The sequence below is a fragment of the Ruegeria sp. H3 genome, assembly GCF_056533095.1.
This window is the reverse complement of sequence record NZ_JBQFOD010000009.1, coordinates 1-20,561: the sequence shown is the minus strand read 5'-3', so window position 1 is coordinate 20,561 and position 20,561 is coordinate 1. Positions and strand designations below refer to the sequence as shown.

At 57.8% G+C, this 20,561-nt stretch carries 20 protein-coding genes and 2 tRNA genes; 12 read left to right on the top strand and 10 right to left on the bottom strand.

Annotation, left to right across the window (positions count from 1 at the left end; all coding sequences use genetic code 11):
- Window positions 1-44: 44 nt before the first annotated feature.
- Together ACR0JE_RS11800 and ACR0JE_RS11795 are read right to left on the bottom strand one after the other, a co-directional pair.
- Window positions 45-806: an ABC transporter permease gene (locus ACR0JE_RS11800; protein ID WP_480864294.1), complete on the bottom strand. Its 762-nt coding sequence runs from the start codon at window positions 804-806 to the stop codon at window positions 45-47.
- Window positions 803-1,732: an ABC transporter ATP-binding protein gene (locus ACR0JE_RS11795; RefSeq protein WP_480864293.1), complete on the bottom strand. Its 930-nt coding sequence runs from the start codon at window positions 1,730-1,732 to the stop codon at window positions 803-805. The genes ACR0JE_RS11800 and ACR0JE_RS11795 overlap by 4 nt, the downstream gene beginning before the upstream one ends.
- A 158-nt stretch (window positions 1,733-1,890) precedes the next feature.
- Here ACR0JE_RS11795 and ACR0JE_RS11790 point away from each other — a divergent pair, with 158 nt between their 5' ends.
- The gene (locus ACR0JE_RS11790; RefSeq protein WP_480827865.1) at window positions 1,891-3,000 is read left to right on the top strand and encodes a CaiB/BaiF CoA transferase family protein; all 1,110 of its coding nucleotides are present in this window, start codon (window positions 1,891-1,893) and stop codon (window positions 2,998-3,000) included.
- A gap of 58 nt (window positions 3,001-3,058) precedes the next feature.
- Here ACR0JE_RS11790 and hemE read toward each other — a convergent pair whose 3' ends face one another.
- A complete protein-coding gene (gene hemE / locus ACR0JE_RS11785; protein ID WP_480864396.1) occupies window positions 3,059-4,093 on the bottom strand; it encodes a uroporphyrinogen decarboxylase in 1,035 nt (344 codons plus the stop codon).
- 107 nt (window positions 4,094-4,200) lie between these two features.
- Here hemE and hemC point away from each other — a divergent pair, with 107 nt between their 5' ends.
- Window positions 4,201-5,172 (top strand): hydroxymethylbilane synthase, encoded by a 972-nt coding sequence (gene hemC / locus ACR0JE_RS11780; protein ID WP_480548405.1) that lies wholly within the window; start codon window positions 4,201-4,203, stop codon window positions 5,170-5,172.
- A 218-nt stretch (window positions 5,173-5,390) separates the two neighbouring features.
- Here the strand turns inward: hemC and ACR0JE_RS11775 are convergent, their stop codons facing one another.
- Genes ACR0JE_RS11775 through ACR0JE_RS11750 form a run of 6 tightly spaced genes read right to left on the bottom strand, consistent with a single transcriptional unit; the run spans window position 5,391 to window position 10,840 of the window.
- A complete protein-coding gene (locus ACR0JE_RS11775; RefSeq protein WP_480864292.1) occupies window positions 5,391-6,662 on the bottom strand; it encodes an aspartate aminotransferase family protein in 1,272 nt (423 codons plus the stop codon).
- Window positions 6,663-6,695: 33 nt separating this feature from the next.
- Window positions 6,696-7,802 (bottom strand): mandelate racemase/muconate lactonizing enzyme family protein, encoded by a 1,107-nt coding sequence (locus tag ACR0JE_RS11770; protein ID WP_480864291.1) that lies wholly within the window; start codon window positions 7,800-7,802, stop codon window positions 6,696-6,698.
- Window positions 7,799-8,083, bottom strand: coding sequence for a cupin domain-containing protein (locus ACR0JE_RS11765; protein ID WP_480864290.1), 285 nt, complete (start codon window positions 8,081-8,083; stop codon window positions 7,799-7,801). The genes ACR0JE_RS11770 and ACR0JE_RS11765 overlap by 4 nt, the downstream gene beginning before the upstream one ends.
- Entirely contained in the window at window positions 8,080-9,186 is a 1,107-nt protein-coding gene (locus ACR0JE_RS11760; protein ID WP_480864289.1) for a mandelate racemase/muconate lactonizing enzyme family protein, read from the bottom strand. The genes ACR0JE_RS11765 and ACR0JE_RS11760 overlap by 4 nt, the downstream gene beginning before the upstream one ends.
- Entirely contained in the window at window positions 9,183-9,761 is a 579-nt protein-coding gene (locus ACR0JE_RS11755) for a dimethylsulfonioproprionate lyase family protein (protein ID WP_480864288.1), read from the bottom strand. Before ACR0JE_RS11755 ends, ACR0JE_RS11760 begins: the two co-directional genes overlap by 4 nt.
- Window positions 9,758-10,840 carry an alcohol dehydrogenase family protein gene (locus ACR0JE_RS11750; RefSeq protein WP_480827860.1) on the bottom strand — a complete coding sequence of 361 codons (1,083 nt, stop codon included), beginning with the start codon at window positions 10,838-10,840 and terminating at the stop codon, window positions 9,758-9,760. Before ACR0JE_RS11750 ends, ACR0JE_RS11755 begins: the two co-directional genes overlap by 4 nt.
- A gap of 96 nt (window positions 10,841-10,936) precedes the next feature.
- Between ACR0JE_RS11750 and ACR0JE_RS11745 the strand changes: the two genes are divergently transcribed.
- From ACR0JE_RS11745 to ACR0JE_RS11700, 10 genes are all read left to right on the top strand, one after another.
- Window positions 10,937-11,824, top strand: coding sequence for a MurR/RpiR family transcriptional regulator (locus tag ACR0JE_RS11745; protein WP_480864287.1), 888 nt, complete (start codon window positions 10,937-10,939; stop codon window positions 11,822-11,824).
- Window positions 11,825-11,958: 134 nt separating this feature from the next.
- Window positions 11,959-12,660 (top strand): hypothetical protein, encoded by a 702-nt coding sequence (locus tag ACR0JE_RS11740; RefSeq protein ID WP_480864286.1) that lies wholly within the window; start codon window positions 11,959-11,961, stop codon window positions 12,658-12,660.
- Window positions 12,657-13,967 carry a hypothetical protein gene (locus tag ACR0JE_RS11735; protein ID WP_480864285.1) on the top strand — a complete coding sequence of 437 codons (1,311 nt, stop codon included), beginning with the start codon at window positions 12,657-12,659 and terminating at the stop codon, window positions 13,965-13,967. The genes ACR0JE_RS11740 and ACR0JE_RS11735 overlap by 4 nt, the downstream gene beginning before the upstream one ends.
- On the top strand, window positions 13,957-14,913 hold the full coding sequence (locus tag ACR0JE_RS11730) for an AAA family ATPase (protein WP_480864284.1): 957 nt from the start codon (window positions 13,957-13,959) through the stop codon (window positions 14,911-14,913). Before ACR0JE_RS11735 ends, ACR0JE_RS11730 begins: the two co-directional genes overlap by 11 nt.
- 17 nt (window positions 14,914-14,930) lie before the next feature.
- Window positions 14,931-16,193, top strand: coding sequence for a DUF58 domain-containing protein (locus ACR0JE_RS11725; RefSeq protein WP_480544461.1), 1,263 nt, complete (start codon window positions 14,931-14,933; stop codon window positions 16,191-16,193).
- The gene (locus ACR0JE_RS11720) at window positions 16,193-17,188 is read left to right on the top strand and encodes a stage II sporulation protein M (protein WP_480864283.1); all 996 of its coding nucleotides are present in this window, start codon (window positions 16,193-16,195) and stop codon (window positions 17,186-17,188) included. The genes ACR0JE_RS11725 and ACR0JE_RS11720 overlap by 1 nt, the downstream gene beginning before the upstream one ends.
- Window positions 17,185-18,078 (top strand): RDD family protein, encoded by an 894-nt coding sequence (locus ACR0JE_RS11715; protein WP_480864282.1) that lies wholly within the window; start codon window positions 17,185-17,187, stop codon window positions 18,076-18,078. Before ACR0JE_RS11720 ends, ACR0JE_RS11715 begins: the two co-directional genes overlap by 4 nt.
- Before the next feature lie 121 nt (window positions 18,079-18,199).
- Complete coding sequence (locus ACR0JE_RS11710; protein WP_480864281.1) at window positions 18,200-18,991, top strand: hypothetical protein; 792 nt, start codon at window positions 18,200-18,202, stop codon at window positions 18,989-18,991.
- A 141-nt stretch (window positions 18,992-19,132) separates the two neighbouring features.
- Window positions 19,133-19,222: transfer RNA gene (locus tag ACR0JE_RS11705), tRNA-Ser, on the top strand.
- 400 nt (window positions 19,223-19,622) lie between these two features.
- Window positions 19,623-20,249, top strand: a complete 627-nt coding sequence (locus tag ACR0JE_RS11700; RefSeq protein ID WP_480864280.1) for a hypothetical protein — start codon at window positions 19,623-19,625, stop codon at window positions 20,247-20,249.
- Window positions 20,250-20,365: 116 nt separating this feature from the next.
- Here ACR0JE_RS11700 and ACR0JE_RS11695 read toward each other — a convergent pair.
- Window positions 20,366-20,442 (bottom strand) — tRNA-Met (locus ACR0JE_RS11695).
- Between the last annotated feature and the right edge of the window lie 119 nt (window positions 20,443-20,561).

Here is a 20,561-nt window from a genome sequence, read left to right as displayed (position 1 = left end):
GACGTGAACCAAATTCACACAGTCGACGGGCAAAAATGCAACGCCTAGCTGCGGATACGCCATCCGGTTTTGAATATCCAACCGATCACCGCAAGGCAGATCAGCGTGAACGCCACGATGGCCAGCAAGCTGAACACAACTGGTACGTCCGCCAGCCCGTAAAACGACCAGCGGAAACCCGATATCAGGTACACGACCGGATTGAATAAGGTGATAGTCTGCCACAAGGGGGGCAGCATCGAAATGGAGTAGAAAGTGCCACCCAGAAAGATCAGCGGCGTCACCACAAGCTGCGGCACCAGCGACATCTGTTCAAAGTTGCTGGCCCAGATACCGATAATGAACCCCAGCAGCGAGAAGCTGAGGCAGGACAGGATCAAGAACGCCGCCATCGCAAGAGGGTGTTCTATTCGGATATCCACAAAGAATGTCGCAGTGATCAGGATCACCAGACCAACGAACAGGGCCTTGGTCGCCGCCGCCCCCACATAACCGATAACAATCTCAATAAAGTTCACCGGGGCCGAGAGCAGCTCGTAAATTGTGCCTAGAAACTTAGGGAAATAGATGCCGAAAGACGCGTTTGAAATCGACAGCGTCACAATCGACAACATGATCAACCCGGGCACGATGAAGGCACCATAAGACACGCCCTCGACCTCCTGGATACGGCTGCCGATGGCGGTGCCAAATACGACAAAATAGAGTGAGGTCGACAGAACCGGCGACAAAAAACTTTGCGCCAAAGTCCTAAAGAAACGGGTCATTTCAAATCGGTAAATCGCAGCGACAGCAGACCAGTTCATGCGGGCTCTCCCGATACCAGGTTGACGAATATCTCTTCCAGGCTGGATTGCCGGGTCTGAACGTCCCGCAAGACCAACCCGGCCTGCGCCACATCATTCAACAGCGTCGTAATCCCGGTTCGATCGGCGTTGGTGTCATATGTGTAAACCAGCGCATCGCCGTTTCCGTTCAAGACCAGATTATGAGCAGCCAGACTATCCGGTATCTCTGATATCGGCGCCGCCAGCATCACTTCGATCTGCTTTTTGCCCATCTGCGCCATCAGGGTGTCCTTGCCCTGCACCAGCAGCAGCTCACCCTTGTCGATTACCCCGACCCGATCCGCAATCGCCTCGGCCTCTTCGATGTAGTGCGTCGTCAGGATGATGGTGACACCGGCCTGTTTCAACTCGGCCACAATCTCCCACATGTCCTTGCGCAGTTCGACATCGACCCCGGCCGTGGGCTCATCCAGAAACAGAATACGGGGCTCATGCGCCAGCGCCTTGGCAATCAGGACCCGCCGCTTCATGCCCCCCGATAGCTCTTTGATCGCATTGCTTCGCTTGTCCCACAGCGATAGCTTCCGCAATATTTCCTCGATCCGGCTATCGTCGCGCCCATACCCGAACAGACCGCGTGAAAACCGGACGGTGTTGTACACTTTCTCAAACGGCTCCAACGCGATTTCCTGCGGCACCAGACCGATCATCCTGCGGGCGGCGCGAAACTCGGCCTGAATGTCATGGCCACCAACGGTGACTGACCCGGAACTGGGCGTGGTGATCCCACAGACGGTCGAGATCAGGGTGGTCTTGCCCGCCCCGTTCGGCCCGAGCAGAGCCAGAATCTCACCTTCTTCAATGTCCAGCGAAACGCCTTTCAGCGCCTCAAACCCGTCGGCATAGGATTTACGCAAATCCTTGATGGACAAAATAGCAGTCATGGCTGGCCCTCGTTTCTGGTCGGAACCATATCGCGACTTGCCAGCATGCGACAGGTCAGTTCCGCACAGTGTTCTCCGCATTTTTGTGGAAAGATCAATCGCCACCCTTGCAATCTTACCAATCCGCCGGAAACTTTGGCCAAAACAGGAGGCGTCATATGCTGAACGGATTACGCATCATCGAGGTTGAAGGGCTTGGCCCCGCGCCCTTTGCCGCCATGCTGTTGGCCGATCTGGGCGCGGATGTGGTCACGATCCATCGCAAAACAGGCACGCCACCGCCTGGAATGCCGGATCGTGCAATCCTGGACCGGGGCAAACGATCGATTGCGCTGGATCTGAAAGACGCTGACGATCTGGAAACCGCAAAGCAGTTGATCGACACCGCCGATGCGCTGATCGAAGGCTTCCGCCCCGGCGTGATGGAAAAGCTGGGCCTCGGGCCAGATGAATGCCTGCGAAGCAATCCAAAACTGGTCTATGGGCGCATGACTGGTTGGGGGCAGAACAGCCCCTTGGCCCAGACCGCAGGCCATGATCTGAACTACATCTCTCTTTCCGGTGCGCTTTGGTACGCATCAGCATCCGATGCGGTTCCACAAACCCCAGCCACACTGGTGGGCGATATCGGCGGCGGTGCGATGTACCTGGTCGCAGGGCTGCTCGCAGGCCTCATCAACGCCCAAAGCACTGGAGAAGGCACGGTGGTCGACGCCGCCATCTATGACGGCTCGGCCCATATGATGAACCTGCTGATGACCATGCGCCAAACTGGCAACCTGCAAGAGGCACGCGGTCAAAGCCTGCTGGACGGCCCGCATTGGAGCCGCACGTACACCTGTTCGGATGGGCGTTATATCACCGTTCAATGTCTCGAACCCAAGTTCTACGCCGAATTCCTGAAGATCATGGGGCTGTCTGAACACGACGCCTTTGAACCTCAATACAAGCCGACGCTCTGGCCCGAGCAGACCCGTCGCTTGGCGCAGCTATTCTGCAAACATCCGCGGGACCACTGGGCAAACTTGTTCCAAGGCTCAGACGCCTGTGTCGCTCCGGTTCTCAGCCCGGATGAAGCCGTCGCCCATCCCATGAACGATATGCGTCAAACATGGCAGAGCGTCGACGGCACCCTTCAGGCAGCAGCCGCGCCCCGCTTCTCAAACCGCTGCTGGACCCCGCAGCCCAGCCCGACCCGAGGCCAACACAGCGCCGAGATCAAAGCCGAACTCGACGGCTTGCGCCGATCCAACCCTTCATCTGGCTAAAAATATCCCGGGGGATGAATTGGCCAAAGGCCAAGAAGGGGGCTGGCCCCTTTCCCCCTTACTGCCCCCGCACAGTGTCGATCATCAACTGCACATTCTCGGGGTCTGCATCCGGCGTGATCCCATGCCCCAGATTAAAGATATGGGGGCCATTTGAGAACGCCTCGACAATCTGCCGCGTCTCATCGACCAGCGCCTGACCGCCTGTGACCATATGCGAGGACGCAAGATTGCCCTGAACACAGCCGTCTACCTGTACATGCGCTGCCGCCCAATCGGGTGCGACCGAATTGTCCAAAGCTACGCAATCCACGCCAGTGTCTTTGGCAAAGCCGATATAGCCATCGCCTGCTTCTCGCGGAAAACCAATGACCGGGATATCGGGATGGCGCGCCTTGATGGTTTGGGTGATCACTCGGCAAGGCTCGACCGCGTACTTCAGGAACGCTTCACCCTTCAAAGACCCGGCCCAGCTGTCAAAAATTTTGACCACTTCCGCACCCGCTTCGATCTGAGCCGAGAGATATTCGATCGTCGCCAGCGTGATCCGATCCAGCAAAGCTTCAAACAGCGCAGTATTGCCCTCGCGCAGCGCATGCGCAGGACCCTGATCCGGCGTGCCGCGCCCTGCGATCATATAGGTCGCCACTGTCCAGGGCGCACCGGCAAAGCCGATCAATGTAGTCTCGGATGGCAACTCGCGCGACAGAATCCGCACGGTTTCATAGACCGGAGACAGTGTCTCATGGATATCCTCGACAGGCTTCAGAACACCAAAATCCGATTGCTGCGTGATCGTCGACAGGCGTGGGCCCTCACCGGTCACGAACCACAAATCAGCGCCCAGCGCCTGTGGCACCAACAGGATATCTGCAAACAGGATCGCCGCATCGAATCCATAGCGGCGGATTGGCTGCAGCGTGACCTCGGCGGCCAGTTCCGGATTGTAGCACAGCGACAGGAAATCTCCGGCTTGCGCCCGCGTTGCACGATATTCGGGCAGATACCGGCCAGCCTGACGCATCATCCAGATCGGTGGCACGTCCTGCACCTCACCTGCCAGCGCCCGAAGCAGCTTTTTCGTCTCGGCCATCTTTGCCCCCAAGTTTGCAATTTGGTCCACGGGGTCATCCTTTGGCGGCAATTTGTCAAGCGTAGCCCCCATTGTCAGGGCAATGTGACGCGACTAAAGCTGTGCCCATGACACTGACCCTGCCCACCCCCGCATCGCCGCTGAAGATCGGCACCCGAGGCTCGCCGCTTGCTCTGGCGCAGGCCTTTGAAACGCGCCAACGGTTACGTGATGCGTTCGATTTGCCCGAGAACGCGTTTGACATCGTGGTAATCAAAACCACCGGCGACAACCGCGCCATGATCGATGCGGACCGACCGCTGAAAGAAATCGGCAACAAGGGCCTGTTCACCAAAGAGATCGAAGAGGCGATGCTGCGCGGCGCTATCGACATCGCCGTGCATTCGACCAAAGACATGCCGGTTGCACAGCCCGAAGGTCTGGTGCTGGACGCGTTCCTGCCGCGTGAAGACGTTCGGGATGCCTTCATCTCTCCGCAGTTTCAGGCCATCCACGACCTGCCTCAGGATGCAGTGGTTGGCACCTCGTCGCTGCGGCGCAAGGCGCAATTGCTCAATCGCCGGCCTGATCTGAGTGTTGTCGAATTCCGGGGTAATGTTCAGACGCGCCTAAAGAAACTGGCAGATGGCGTGGCCGAATGCACGTTTCTGGCGATGGCGGGCATCCGGCGCCTGGACATGGCGGATGTTCCAGCCAGCCCGATCTCGCCCGACGAGATGCTGCCCGCCATTGCACAAGGCGCTATCGGAATAGAGCGTCGCGAAGATGACAGCCGCGCCGCCGAACTGCTTGAAGCAATTCACCATGTGGAGACCAGCAACCGACTGACAGCCGAGCGATCCTTGCTGGCGGCGCTGGATGGTTCATGCGAAACCCCAATCGCTGGTCTGGCCGAGATCAACAATGGTCAGCTAAGGCTGCGCGGCGAGGTTCTGCGCCCCGACGGGTCCGAAGCGATTGGTGAAGACACCACCGGAGCCATCGAAGACGGCGCTGAAATGGGCCGTGCCGTAGCTGATATCCTGCTCAAAAATGCAGGCCCCGGATTCTTTGATTGGAAAAAAATCGAAAAATTTTAACCAATGTGAACTTTTTCACAGCGCAGGGCCGGAATTCAGCTGATAGTGTGTTCATACCGGTTGGAAAATCGGGACAGTCTCGAAAGTATCGAAAAGTTTCAAGTTGTTAGTGTTTTAATCAGTGTTCGAGGGGGCGAGGCTGACCCCGACATTCAAAAGGTCCAGGGTCGCTGTTGGGGGTCAACAGCGGCCCGACTTTTTTGGATCATGACGTATCTTCAGCTTATGGCGCTGACAGCTTGCTGAATGGCATATTGTGTCTGTTCCAGATCCGCCTCGGTAATCGCCAAGGACGGATAGAGCTTACCGGGCGATTTGAAGATACCATGCGCGCGCAACACGTCATTGAACAGGATGTTGCGCTTCGGATCGTCATGCTTGGCGCTGCGATAGTCCCGACAGTCGTTGCTAGTGAAGTAGACGTCAAACAGGGTCACGTCACCGCAAATCTGGTGCGCGATCCCTGCCTCATTCAATGTATCGGTCAGCATATTTTGCAGCCGCGCACCAATGTCGCGCAGGCGGTCATAAGTGCCTTCGCGGCGCAGAATCTCCATCGTTTTCAGCCCGGCGACTGAAGCGACGGGGTTACCTGACAAGGTGCCAAGCTGCATCAGCCATCCGCCCTCGCCCACTTGCGATTTGTCGAAATGCTTCATGATATCGGCACTTGCGCCCAAAGCGGCCAGCGGGAAGCCACCACCGGTGATCTTGCCCATCGTACAGATGTCGGGTGTCACGCCATAGCGCTCCTGCGCGCCGCCATAGGCCAAGCGGAAACCAGTGACGATTTCATCAAAGATCAGCAAGACATCATGCTTGTCACACAGATCACGCAGGCCCTGCAGGTAGCCGGGCATGGGCGGGATGATCCGCTGCAGAGGTTCGACCATGATCGCGGCGATGTCGCCATGTTCGTTCAGCAGGGCCTCAACCGCGTCCAGATCATTAAACGGTGCGATCAGCATCTGATCCGCGACCCCCTGTGGGATGCCGGCGCTGTCCGGTACAGCCTGTGGGAAATTGACCTGTCGGCTAGGGGCCAGGCTCATCTGTGCCTCGGCGCTCATCCCGTGATAGCCACCTTCGAATTTCAGGATTTTATCGCGCCCGGTATAGGCCCGTGCCAGACGGATGGCATACATATCCGCCTCACCCCCCGAAGCAACAAAACGGACCTGTTCGCAACAGGGCACCGCCTCAATGATCGCTTCTGCCAGTTCGATGCCCTTGGCGTTGTTGGCGAAAAAGGTCATGCCCTTGGGCAGTTGCTCCAGCACGGCCTCCATCACCTCGGGATGGCCATGACCCAGCAACATCGGCCCTGATCCGATCAGATAGTCGATGTATTCGTTACCATCCTCATCCCAGACACGGCTGCCCTCACCACGAGAGATAATGATCCCCGGATCGAAATTGCCAAACCCGCCCGCTGGCAAAACAGCATTCGCGCGGTCGATCCATTCGGCTTGAGTGTTGATCTTCAGCATGTCACGCGATCTCCATCGTAATAAACTCAGTGACTATTCATAAATCGCGACCGGATCGCCCAGCGCGTCTTCGTCAGGGTGCACGCCAAGACCCGGAGCCTCGGGCAAGTGCAGGTGACCGTTGATATTGCGGGGGCCGCGACCAACGGCAATATCGACGGTAATCATATCCTGACAGGCCCAGACGGCGTGACAGTTGTGATCCGGGATCGTCGCAGCCAGATGCAACGCCTCGGTATCGGCTAGAACCGTTCCGCCAGTCGCCATCACGAACATGTCGATCCCGTGGGCCAGTGCGATATCCCGTAGCCGCGCGGCCTTGGTCAAACCACCGACCCGGTTCAACTTGATCCCAAAGACCTCGGCGATCCCTTCGCGGGCGATGTGGGCGGCATCCTGCAACGTCACCAGACTTTCATCGACCGACACGGGTGAGGCATGACGGCCAGTGAGGGCGGCGATATCGTCGAGTGACTCGCCGGGCTGTTCAAACATCACGTTCAGGTCTTCACAGGCGCTCATCACCCGTAGGGCCTGTTGCCGCGTCCAGCCCCGATTGACGTCATACAGGACAATCTCACCCGGTCGCCGGATGCTTTCAACGTCGCGGACACGGGCGATGTCACGTTCCACATCGCCACCGATCTTCACCGAATGGGCCACATAGCCCCGGCTGCGGTAGCGTTCGATCACCTCGCGGGTTTCTTCGACCGTTTTCGCCCCAACGGACGAGGCAATCGGGCGCGGTGTACGGGATCCGCCGCCCATCAGATCGGCAATCGGCAGCCCCGCCGCCTGTCCGGCAATATCCCAGCAGGCCATATCAATCGGGCTTTTGGCGTAGAGATGGCCGGGCAAGGCCAGATCCATCGCCCGTTCCACATCCAGCACCATTCGCGGATCGAGGCCCAGAATGAACGGTGCCATGGTCTCGATCCCAGCCCGAATACCCGGCCCATGTGCGGGCACATAGGTGTGACCCCATGGCGTGCCCTCACCCCAACCGATCAGACCCGCATCGGTTTCTACCTTCACCAGCGTCGCGTCCAAAACTTCGAATTTCAGCCGCCCACCAGACAGCCAATAAGGGTGCTCAAGCGGTAGATCGACGTGATAGACCGAAAGGTGTGTGATCTTCATTTCAGTTCCACCTCGACAAAAGACATCGGTTCGTCGCCCGCGTTAATCACGTTATGCTCGACGCCTTCGTCGCGGCGATAGGCTGTTCCGGCTGGCACAGTGACCTCGTTGACGGAACCATCCGGCAGCTCAAGGCGCATGTGACAATCTGTGATGGCCGTGATGACGTAATCCATCTGGTGCCGGTGCCACCCGGTTTCTGCACCGGGGGCAAAGTCAAAACGTGTGACGCGCACGCGCGCGTCGTCGATCATCTGGGTAGCGATGGCTTGAGGCTTCATAAGGCATACTCCGCCACTGGTGCGCCGAGGCTTTCAAAGTCTGGTTTGACACCCAGGCCGGGTGTGTCAGTCGCGTATAGCTTGCCATCACGGGCAATCGGGCCGCCGATGCCGGTGGATCGGGTGTTGTAGTTCATCAAATCGGTTGTGTTCTGCAGATACTCCGACGGGGTCGAGGCCGCGAAATGGGCGACAACAGAAGATGTGATCTCACCGCCCCATGTATCCTCGCTGACCACGGGTATCCGGTTTTCGACCAGATAGTCCCTCACCCGCCGCGCTTTGCTGAGACCGCCGAGGTTCGAGATCTTCAGACAGCAAATCTCGGCCCCGCGATCTGCAACAATCCGCTGCGCCACGTGCATGCTGGTTAGGCATTCGTCCAGCTTCATCGGCTGCTCAGCAACACGTCTGACTTGCTGGCATTCCTCATACGTCCGGCAGGGCTGTTCGAGGATGAAATCCAGATCGCGCGTGGCACGGGCCACCCGGATCGCATTGTCAACCCTCCAGCCCTGATTTGCATCTGCCATCGCCTTTTCGCTGGGTTCCAGAAAGGGCACTGTGCTGCGAATGCGGTCAATGTCACTGGCCCAGTCACCACCCACCTTGATCTGGAACTGGCGGTAGCCCTGATCGCGATACCGGTTCATCTCGGCAATTGTTTCGTCAGTGTCTTTCTGTGGTGCAACCCGATACATCGGCGCACCGTCGGTCAGCTTGCCCCCCAACAGCATCCAGACGGGTTGATCGCAGGCCTGCCCCAGAATATCCCAGCACGCGGCATCGAACGGGGCCTTGGCGTAGCCGTGGCCTTGTACAAGATGATCCATGATCTGTTCGATCTGACCCACTTGTCGCGGGTCTTGACCCAACAGTGAGGATGCAACCAACCGCGCCAGCGCCGCGACCCCTTCGGAATGGGCAACCATGTAATTCTCGCCACAGGGCGTAAACTCACCACAGCCCTGCAGGCCGGCATCCGTGTCGATCACCACGACCGATGCTATGGCGGTTTCAATCGCGTTTCCCGCACTCCAAACATAAGCGCCCCCAACATAGGGCAATCCGGTCTGATAGATGCGGATGCGTGTGATCTTCATGCCGCGTCCATTCTTGGCAGATCGCCCATACCCGCGCCGCGCCACAGAACAAATGTCAGGATGGGTTGATCGGTTGTAACCATGGCATGGCTTTCCCAACTGGAGTGCATTCGGGTTTGATCTGGCCCAACGAATGCCGCATCCTCGGCGCTCTTGAACACAGCGCCGCCCGCCAAGGTCAAATAAAGCTCCTCAGCCTGATGGCTGTGCCAGTCATAGTTCAGCCCCGGCCCCCAATAGGCGATGTAGCCGCGCAATTGGGTCGAGTGGAAATGGCCCGTGGGCCCGAACAGCTCGTAATACCCATAGCGTCGCAGGAAATCCGCGCCGACCTCCTCTTCGGTATAGGTCTGTTTCCAATGGGCCAGATGTGTGGTGCCCCGCACAGCCGCAACCAAGTTTTGGGTCAGTTCACTGCCTTTGATTTCAAAATCCCGCACTTGGTCTGCGGCTGCAATGTGACTGGGTTGGGTTTGTATAAGGGACAGGTCCGAGGGCCACGTGCTAAACGCAGACAGCGCGGGGTGTGCCTGATGCACCTGCCGAGCGGCTTCGAGCACATCATCCAGTGTCATGGGATCACCACGATATTGCCGGTGTGTTGTTTGGCGATGAACGCGGCCTGTGCCTCTCGCAATTCCTCCAGCGGATAGGTCGCGGCAAGGGCGGGTTTGATCTCACCTGCTTCGATGTATTTCACGAGGTGCTGCATGACCTGAGGGTCAATCACGGTCGAGCCGGTGAAGGTCAGATCGCGCAGATAGAATGTACGCAGGTCGAACTCGACCATCGGCCCGGCGATAGCGCCCGAGCAGGTGTACCGCCCACCGCGTTCCATTATGTCAATCAGGTGCGGCCAGTAAGGGCCACCCACAACATCGGCCACAACCGTGATTTTTTCTGCCCCAAGCGCTGCGCGCAGATTATCGGGCGCGCGGGGCAGGATTCTGTCCGGGCCCAGCTTGGCCACATCTTCGTGCTTTACCTCAGACGCCATAGCGATCACACGGGCACCCCGGCGTTTGGCCAGCTGCACCAAAGCACCGCCAACACCACCCGACGCGCCCGGTACCAGAACCGTATCCGCGCGGGTCACATTGGCGCGGGTCAGCATCCCTTCAGCGGTCGAGTAGGAACAGGAGAATGTGGCCAGTTCAGCGTCCGAAAGGTCCGAGGTGACTGGCACGGCATTCACCGCTAATGTCGTCGCGAATTCAGCAAAGCCGCCATCCCGTTCGGACCCGTAGTAGCCCGTCTTATCCATGTTCTGCGGATCGTCCGGGTCACGCAGCCAGCCATCGGTGATCACCCGTTGTCCGACGCACGATGGGTCCACACCCTCGCCAACCGCAACGATATGGCCACAAATGTCAGCGCCTTGAATGCGGGGAAAAGTGATGGGCGCACCGCCCCAAGTGGGATCATCTTCGCCAACCTCGGCAAACGCACCACCGGTTGTCGCGTCGGTCACGGTTTTCGAATACCAGCCCGACCGTGTGTTCACATCCGTATTATTCAGCCCGCATGCGGCCACACGGATCAACACCTCACCCGGCGCAGGATCGGGGCGCGGCCAGTTGTCGTGCAAAACCATCTGCTCGAGACCGCCATGTCCCATGGTCACCATGGCCTTCATTGTATCAGGCAGGGTCATCCTTTAGTCTCCGTAGTTGGGCCACGGGTTGATACACGCTTCATGGCCTGCGATTCTGCTCGACAGGCTAATTTCACAACTGTACCATCGTCAATCATGAATGACACAAATGTATCATCAATCGTTCTGGATCGTCTATCCGAGGAATGGGATGCCCTGACGCCCGAAGCCCAAAAGGCCGCACGGTATGTGCTGGAAAACCCTACGGATGTGGGCGTATCCACCGTGCGCGAGATTGCCGAGGCTGCCAAAGTCAAACCCAATACCTTTGTCCGCATGGCGCGGCAGGTCGGGTTCGAAGGCTACGAAGATTTCCGCGCGCCCTTCCGCGAAGCGATCCGCAAAGGTTCGGTTTCATTTCCCGACCGCGCCCGCTGGCTACAGGAAATCGGCAAATCAGGTGAGATGGGGGGCCTCTACGCCGATATGATCGGCGCAGCCATCCGCAATATTGAAGAGACATTTGCCGGCATTGATGTCGACCGTCTGCGCTCGGCAGCCGAAGATATCTGGAACTGTCGCCAGATTTTCACGCTGGGCGTTGGTGTGAACAACTCGAACGCGCGAAACTTCACCTATCTGGCCTCGACCGGGATGAAGCAGTTTCACGCCATCCCCCGGTCAGGTTCGACCCCGGTGGATGATCTGGCCTGGGCGGATGAACAGGATGTCCTGATCGCCATCACCTGCCACCCCTACCGGACCGAAGTGATTGATGCGATCAAACTGGCCCGGCGGCAGGGGATGACAGTTGTTGGCATCTCGGACAGCCCCGCCAGCCCCGTGATCCTGAACGCACAACACGGGTTTGTCGTGGCCGCGGATACGCCGCAGTTTTTTCCCTCCTCAGTATCGACCATCGCCCTTTTGGAAACGCTGTTGTCCTTCGTCATCTCGGTTTCCAGCGATGAAATCGTGGAACGTGTCGAACGGTTTCACCAGCGCAGGCATCAGTTGGGCCTGTATGCGGCAGAGCCTGAATAGACCTACTATGCGGCTCTATCATCGCCCGGTTTCACATCCTCGATGTGGCCCATAGCAACAGGTTGTGGACGATGATCCTGACAAACGCGTCTAGGTTGTTGCCTGCCATTCGCCAGTGATCTATCGATACCGCGATGAGATTTGTTTTGGCCTGTTTTTCTGCGTGTTTTCTGTGCGCTTTACCCCCTGCCCACGCGCAGGAGGCGACGCTATCCCGACCGGACCTTAGCGCCTCGGGGCAGGACTATCTGAAAGCAGTCAGATACCGCGGGATCGACACAGATGTGCTGTATTTCGATCCCACCAAACCCGCGCCGCCACTGGACACGGATTTCACGCCTCAGGCTGAGAACCAACCGGTTCAACTGTCTGCAGATAGTCGCTGGATCGTGGGTCTGGTCTCTGCGATTGCCCTGATTTTCCTGGCGCTTTTCATCTATAACAGTGCGAGTAAAACATCTGTTTCTTTCCGCAGATCCTCGGACAATGCCAAGCGCAAGGGTCGGCATGGCGACCCCGAGGCGGCGATAAACGGCGAGGAAATGCCTGATCTGGACGCGCTGCTCAGGCTTAAGGATCGTGATCTGGCCATCACCGGGTTGGCCCAGCTGGCACTGAGCCGCTGTCTGGCCGCCAATGAGGTGCTGTTCAAACGAAGCTGGACCCACCGCGAGGCCCTACGCAGCATGCCGCAGAACCTGTGGTACATCCCTGATCTGCGCGCGCTGGTTCTGGAAAGCGAGCGCGTGAATTTCGGTCATCACTCGATCAGCAAGGGCGATTTTGACGCACTGCTCTCACGTATCCGGCCCGTCCTGCGCGAGGTGCGGGCATGAGCGAGACAACAGGGTTCCCACCGACAGATCGTATCCGTTTGGACTGGATCATCGTCGGCGTGGTGATTGCGATCTGCGTTGGCATATTTCTGTATGTCATGGCGGGTCGCCAATATGCATTGCGCGAGTCGGCCAGCGGGTTTGACGGGCTGGACCGCTGGCTGAACAGCCAATCGCACGCCACCCAAAGCTTCACGGGCGGCTGGCCGTTGGATCGCAGCACCGTGGGCCTTCTGGTTCAGCCGCTTTACGACACGCGCCTCGATACAGATCGGACCGCCGCGAAGACCAAAGAAGAGTTGTTGTTTCAGCCCGATGAGTTCGATCAGGACATCGACGTCATTCGTGACAAGGCGCAATCGGTTCCCAGCCTGATCATTCTGCCGAAATGGCGCAGCGGCATGCGCCTGACCGGGTTTGGACATCCCTTTCTGATCGCGCAAAGGACCGATCTTGAAACGATCCTGCACGGGCTTGTCGGGCCCGAGGTCGGAGTCCTGCACTTCGCGCGCAGACCGTTTCTGGACTATGAACTGGTCGCAGACCCACAGCTGAAAGCCCGAATTTATGCGGCCCAGACCTTTGCCGGAAACGGGTGCGATCCCATCGTCGGACAACCAGGTGAGATGCTGCTGGGCCTATGCCCGCTGCCGGGGTCTGAGGGCGAGCAACAAGTCTACATCCTGTCCGACGCGGATCTGTTGAACAATCACGGCCTGACCCTGGGTGACAATGCCTGGATTGCGGCGCGGGTCTTGCCTCAGATTGCAGGGGGTCAGCGGATCATCATCGATTACAGCGACCAGAACTGGCTGACCGCACCGGAAAACGTAGTCGCCCGTGAACGTACATGGGATGATTTGAAACGCCTGTTCGAACCTCCGTTTCGGGTTTTGTGGATCGGGGCGGGTCTTTTACTGGCGCTTTCGATCTGGCGTGGCGGTTTGCGCAGCGGGCCCGTGGTGGGCTTTGTCCCGACGCTGGGCACTGGCAAACGTACGGCCAATCGGGCACGCGCACGGCTTATGCGCCTGACGGATCAGGATGGCGCGATGCTATCGGACTATGTCGACACACGGTTGCGCGCCCGCGCCGCCGCGCTGTTTGGCAATACGCAAATGACAGTCGGCACACCTGAGGAGGCGTATCTGAAATACGTCCACGCCAGAAAGCCTGATCTGGCCGTCCAGCTGGACGGGTTGATCCAAACCATACGCGCCCTGCCCCCGCATTTGGGCGCAGATGACGCGATTTCCTACATTGACCAATTCGAACTGATACTGGAGCACCTTGCCAATGACGCTTGAAGAATTGTTCGCCCGGGCCGAGGCGTTGCGCGCCGAGATCGGCAAAGTTGTGCAAGGCCAAGAAGAGGCTGTTGACCTGCTGCTGACCGCCTTGTTCGCACGCGGGCACGTGCTGCTCGAAGGCCCTCCGGGCACCGCGAAAACCCTGCTGGCCCGCAGCTTTGCCGGGGCGTTGAACCTGCAATTCGGACGTATCCAGTTTACCCCCGATCTGATGCCGGGCGACGTTTTGGGCACATCGATCTACAACTTCCAGACCAGCGAATTCGTTCTGACAAAAGGCCCTGTCTTCAGCCAAATCCTGCTGGCGGACGAAATCAACCGCGCCCCGCCCAAAACCCAGGCCGCCCTGTTGCAGGCGATGAACGAACGGATGGTGACGATTGACGGCACCGACCACACTCTGGGGTCGGAATTCATCGTGGTCGCGACCCAAAATCCGATTGAACAGCAAGGCACCTACCCCTTGCCCGAAGCGCAGTTGGACCGGTTCCTGTTCAAGGTGAACCTGAGTTTCCCGCCGGAAGATGTTGAGCTGTCGATCCTGCGTCAGCACGCGAATGAGCCGCTGGATTTCCTGAGCGCAACGCAAACCGTTCAGCCCCTGCTGGATGCGCCGACCATGTTGGCCGCGCGCCAGTTGATCGACGGGATCGTGCTGGATGATGACATTCTGGCCTATATCCTGCGGCTGGTCCGTGCCACGCGCGAAAGCGCGGACATCGCCTTTGGCGCCTCGACGCGTGCGGCGGATGCCATTGCCGGGGCAACCCGTGCGACGGCCGCCCTGAACGGGCGCGACTTTGCGATCCCCGATGATGTCAAAACCCTGATCATCCACGCGCTGCAACACCGCATCGTGCTGTCCCCGTCGGCTGAGATCGAAGGGCGTGGCCCGCGGCAAGTGCTGGAAAACATCCTCAACCAGATCGAGGCCCCCCGCTGATCCGGCCATCCCGCATATTGCTGATCGCGGCCTGCGCGGCGCTGTGCCTGTCGCTGCTGGCGATTGTTCTGGGGGATGCAACCCGGCCCATCGCTGGTTTGCCCTGGGTTGTGCTATGCGGTTTGGCGATTGTCGATCTGCTGTTGTCCTGGCCGCGTCGGCGGTCTGTGACGGTTGACCCCATGCCGGATATCTTTGTGGGCGAGGAAGGCCGGATCGACCTGACCGTCTCCCCCACTGCGCCGGGCATGTTGGGAGAGTTGGACTGGCCATCGGGCCTGATCGGCCCGTCGGGCTTTGACCTGTCGAAAGGCACGGTTCAAATCCCGTTTCGTGCGGGGCAAAGAGGCACCTGGGATTTGTCACATCTGTGGCTGTCATGGTCTTCGCGGCTGAAACTGTTCGAATTCGTCCCCAAACTGAGCTTTGGCCTGAAGGTCCCTGTGGTACCCAACATCCGCCGGGTTATGTCTGGTGAGATTTCGACCACCGTCCAATCGCGCCTGTTCGGTGTGAAGGAAAACCGCGCCATCGGCGAAGGCACCGAATTTCACCAGCTGCGCGATTTCGTGCGCGGCATGGATGCCAGCTCGATCGACTGGAAACGCTCGGCCCGGTATCGCTCGCTTGTCGCCAAAGAGGTGCGCGCCGAACGCAATCACCACGTGATTATCGCGCTGGATAACGGCTATCAGATGCGCGAAGAGGTCGCGGGATTGCCAAAGATCGATCACGCCATCACTGCTGCATTGGCAACCGCCTGGGCCGCCGCCATCGGTGGCGATCAGGTCGGACTTTATGCCTATGACGCCAAACCACGCATGTTCCTGCCCCCCGAACCGGGGCGCACCGCGTTCAACCGGCTGCGCAGCCGCACAGCCGAACTCAGCTATGAAAACGTTGAGACCAACCATACACTGGCCATGACCGAGCTGAACGGACGCACGCCAAAGCGCAGCCTGATCATCGTGTTCTCGGATTTCGTGGACACAACCACAGCCGAGCTGATGGTCGAGAATGTCAGCGTTCTGGCCAAGCGGCATTTGATCGTCTTCGTCACCTTGCGTGATCCGATATTGGAAGCGCAGGTCAATGAAGCCCCGTCGGATATGGACGGGGTGGCAGAGACGGTTTCGACCGGGCAACTGCTGCGCGAACGTCGCCTTGTACTGGAACGGTTGCATCAACTGGGTGTCACTGTGATCGATGCGGAACCGGGTGAGGTGTCTGCTCGCCTGATCTCCACCTATCTGGAAATCAAAGCGCGAGAGATGATCTGATGTCTGAACGTGACCTGATCCGCTCTGCCCGGTTTCGGCAGGAACGCGAAGGCGACTGGCGCAGATTGTCCGAACTGGTCGATAAGGCCGAAGGTCAGGGCCTGCATCGCATGAGTTTCCAAGAGGCGCGCGATCTGGCCGATCTGTACCGTCAGGCGACCACGTCCCTGTCCATCGCACGTGAGATTTCGCTGGATCGCGGCTTGTTGGACTATCTCGAAGCCCTGACCAGCCGCGCTTATCTAAGTGTTTATGCACCACAACAACGGTTGGGCGGCACAATCCGTAGGTTCGTGACCAGCGGCGGGCCACGGGCGATGCGATCCTCATGGCGCGTCACACTGTTGGGGTTTCTGTGCATGGCCGCCGGTGCGCTGGCCGGATACTTCTTCTATTTCGACAACCCCGAATGGTTCTACGTCTTCATGCCAACAGACCTCGCCGGAGGACGCGGGCCTGACGCCAGCACCGACTATCTGCGCTCGGCCATTTACGGGGAAGAGGATGCATCGGGCCTTGGGGCCTTTGCGACCTATCTGTTTTCCCACAACACCCGGATCGCGATTTTTGTCTTTGGCCTGGGCGCGTTCTTATGCGCACCAACGATCATGCTGTTGTTTTACAACGGGTTGATCCTTGGCGTCTTCTACGCCCTGCATATAGATCGCGGGTTGGGTTGGGATATGTTCGGATGGCTCTCGATCCACGGCGTGACCGAGCTGTCGGCGATCTGCATCGCAGGCGCAGGGGGGCTGAAACTGGGTCTGGCTGTCCTGTTCCCCGGCCTTCAAACCCGGGCGGTGGCCCTGCGCGCGGCGGGCCATGATGCGGTCAAGCTGGCGCTGATCGCGGCAATGATGCTGGTGGTTGCGGCCCTTTTGGAAGGGTTCGGCAGGCAACTGGTACAGGATCGCTCTACGCGCATTGCCATCGGCTGGAGCATCGGGGCGCTTTGGCTATTGTGGTTCCTTCTCGGCGGAAGGAGGCGGTCATGAGCGTTGCCGCAATGGACCGCCTGCTGCCACCCGAAGGTGTGCCGCTTTACTTCCGTGTCGCCGGTGTCGGCGTTCGAACCGCCGCGCAGCTAACCGACATTCTGATCACCGGGGCCGTGGCGGTTGCGCTGTTCCTTCTAGCGGTTTCCTTCGATCTGGTCGAACCGTTCACGGCTTCGGCAATTGGCGCGATGCTTTTCTTCGTCATCCGCATCCCCTACTACGCCGCCTCCGAGCTGATCTGGAATGGTCAAACCCTTGGTAAACGGCTGATGAAGATCAAAGTGGTATCGGCAGACGGTCAGGCCCTGACAACGCAATCGCTGGTCGTGCGCAACCTGATGAAAGAGGCCGAGATCTTCCTGCCCGGCACGATGGTGCTGACGCTGACAACCGATGCTCTGGTGCCATCCCTAATCTCGTTGGCCTGGGTCTTGAGCGTTCTGGCGATCCCTTTGTTCAATAAACGTCGGCAGCGGCTTGGGGACATCATCGCAGGCACATACGTGATCCATTTGCCGAAACCCATTTTGCTGCCGGATATGTCAGAAAACAACCGGCCACTAACAGCTACGCAATCCTCTTATCAATTCCTGTCGCATCAATTGGAACATTATGGTGCGTTCGAATTGCAGACCCTCGAAGGGGTTCTGCGCGGTGCCAATCGCGCCAAAGGCCCCGCCGCCTACAAGCAACAGAAAGAAACGCTGGCCGCTGTCTTCGCGCAGGTGCGCCGCAAGATCGACTATGCCGACCCGGTTCCGGACGCAGACCACCAAGCCTTCCTCGAAGCCTTCTACAAGGCACAGCGCGCCTTCCTCGAACAACGTCAGTTGTTCGGAGACAAACGGAAGGACAAGCACCACACCGCCGAGAACGGAGACGTCTAATAAGAAGCTGTTGCCGTTTTGCCCAAGGGCGAGACTTAACGCGCAGTTTCCCCTTGCAGGTGAATGGAACTGCGCTGCTTTATCTGAGCCAAGACCATATCGTTTAATTTAGGATATACAGATGGCTGATACTGCAACTTCTCACGTCCACGCCCCCTTCGGAGTGGGCGCGGTTCTGAGTGATACATTTTCGATCTTCTTCCGGAAAATTCACATCGTGATCCTTTTGGGTTTCATCCCCGCTCTGATCGACGTCATTGTGAATACATATGCCTGGGACACGGATTTCGAAGCCGTTCCGGGGGTTGAGTTCGACTGGGCGACTTTCAGTTCCACCTTTGTCGTGGCCCTGCTGATCTCATCCGTCGCCATCTCGCTAACCTCGGCCATGGTCATTCAACTGGCCTATGACGCCAAATCCGGACGGCCCGCCCAGATTGGCCAATACTTCAAAAACGCCTTGGTCAACCTGCCAGCCTTGGCGGTTTTGTCCATCGTAAGCGGCATTCTGATTGTGATCGGGTTTGCGCTTGTGTTTGTACCCGGGCTTTGGCTCTACGCGGTATTCTCAGTCATCGTCCCGGCCATCGTCATTGATAAATCCGGTTTCGGAGCTCTCAATCGCAGCTCGCAGCTCACAAAGGGCTATCGCTGGCCAATCGTCGGCACGTTAGTCCTGCTTATTCTGTGCATCTTTCTGGTGTCTGCAGCAGTGGGGTTCGTATTTGCGTTTGGATTTGGCGACACCTCTGCCATCGGATTTGAACCCACCCTTACGTGGATCGTAGCCGAGGCTATCCTGAACGCGCTGGCCTATGGCTGGACAGGTGTGGCAATCGCGATGATCTTTGCTCGCCTGAAAGAAATCAAGGAAGGCGTCAGCGTCTCGGATCTGGTCGACGTGTTCCGTTAGAGCCCGCTTAAACCCGGCGGCGGCATAACTGCCGTCGGGGCCCTGCTTCGTTTCCAGAACCGTGCTTGAGGTCATAAAAAATGACTCCAGCACCAGAATCGACCTTGTAACTCCGTGACATGCACGGATATACCCGTCGGCGGAGACGTGGCCGAGTGGTCGAAGGCGCTCCCCTGCTAAGGGAGTAGGCGGGAAACCGTCTCGAGGGTTCGAATCCCTTCGTCTCCGCCATTCTAATTTAGCATTGCATTGTTTGTTCTAGACAACTGCGCGCTGAGATAGAATTTACCCCATATACGGCTAATGCAGAGAAAATTGGGGACGAAATGCGAAGCAAAGCGAACAGTATTTTCAAAGATCAGCAATATAAGAGAAATCAGTGGACAACTATTTAGTCAGCTAAGCCACAAACTGGATTCAGTGTGATGTTGAGCTCAAGGTTAAAAGGCCAACTGTGAAGGTCTTAGCTGGGGGACAGCAAAACCGCTTAGGGAAATTGCAGATAAACTTGAGGCTGACGAATACGAAGATAGTCGCCACGACGTGAACGACCGTCACGGGAAGAAACTTGGAGAAGTGTATTTCGATTTCTCTGAAGAACGCATTCTATAGACGACGACTAGGAGCAAACATGATTTCGACAAACACAAGAATATTTGTAGTCGTTATTCTTGCTACAGCTATCCAATCCACCGCTCTGGCTTGTCAAGCTGCGCCGATTGTTGGCGAGGCTTTTCAAATCAGCGTCAACTGGGCGCAAGGTCACCATCATCGAAAAGATCAAACAAGAAATGGTGATGATAGGGATAGAACTAGTCAGCGCGAGGCGCTTGGAAGTACCCGCTCAGCGGCAAGATCTGCAACCAAAGACCTTCAAAAGAGTAACCAAGGAATGATTGATTCACTCAAGAGGGCGCAAACAGCAGTAAATGAACGCGGCCAAAATCGTGCAGGCTCCTCAAAGGACGAACTGGATCAGCGCTTGCAGAGAGCAATACGCGCGCACGAAGTTCTTGCGGATCAGCTAGCCCAACTCAGAAAATCACTCAACGGTGGGGGATCACAATGGTGGCAAGAAATGCAGAATATAATCAACAATTCGCCCATCGTTCCGATCATAGAACAGCAGCTATTGGTTGACTTCGAGGCTTTTAAGCAGCGAGAAATCGCAAATCTAGAAGAGTTGAAGCAACAGATTGAAGATGCCTTATCTGGGTTCGGCGAAGCCGCAGGTAATTTTGCCAATACCATAAAGTAACTGGCCCTCATGAAGCGAATGCGTCGTGCCGGACCTAAACCTGTCGACAACGAGTAAGCGCTTGATCCGGGGGATCAATTGTAGTCTGAATGGGCTGTTCTGAGGTTTTCTGACGCTGGTTGCGGGGAGAGGATTTGAACCTCTGACCTTCAGGTTATGAGCCTGACGAGCTACCGGACTGCTCCACCCCGCGACACTTTGCGTTGGTCTACTGCCTATTTGGCTACTTGAGACCGGGTAGTGTTCTTTTCATCGTATTAGAGAGATATGGGCTTTTACTAGGTTTGGCGGTGACCTACTCTCCCGGGGCTT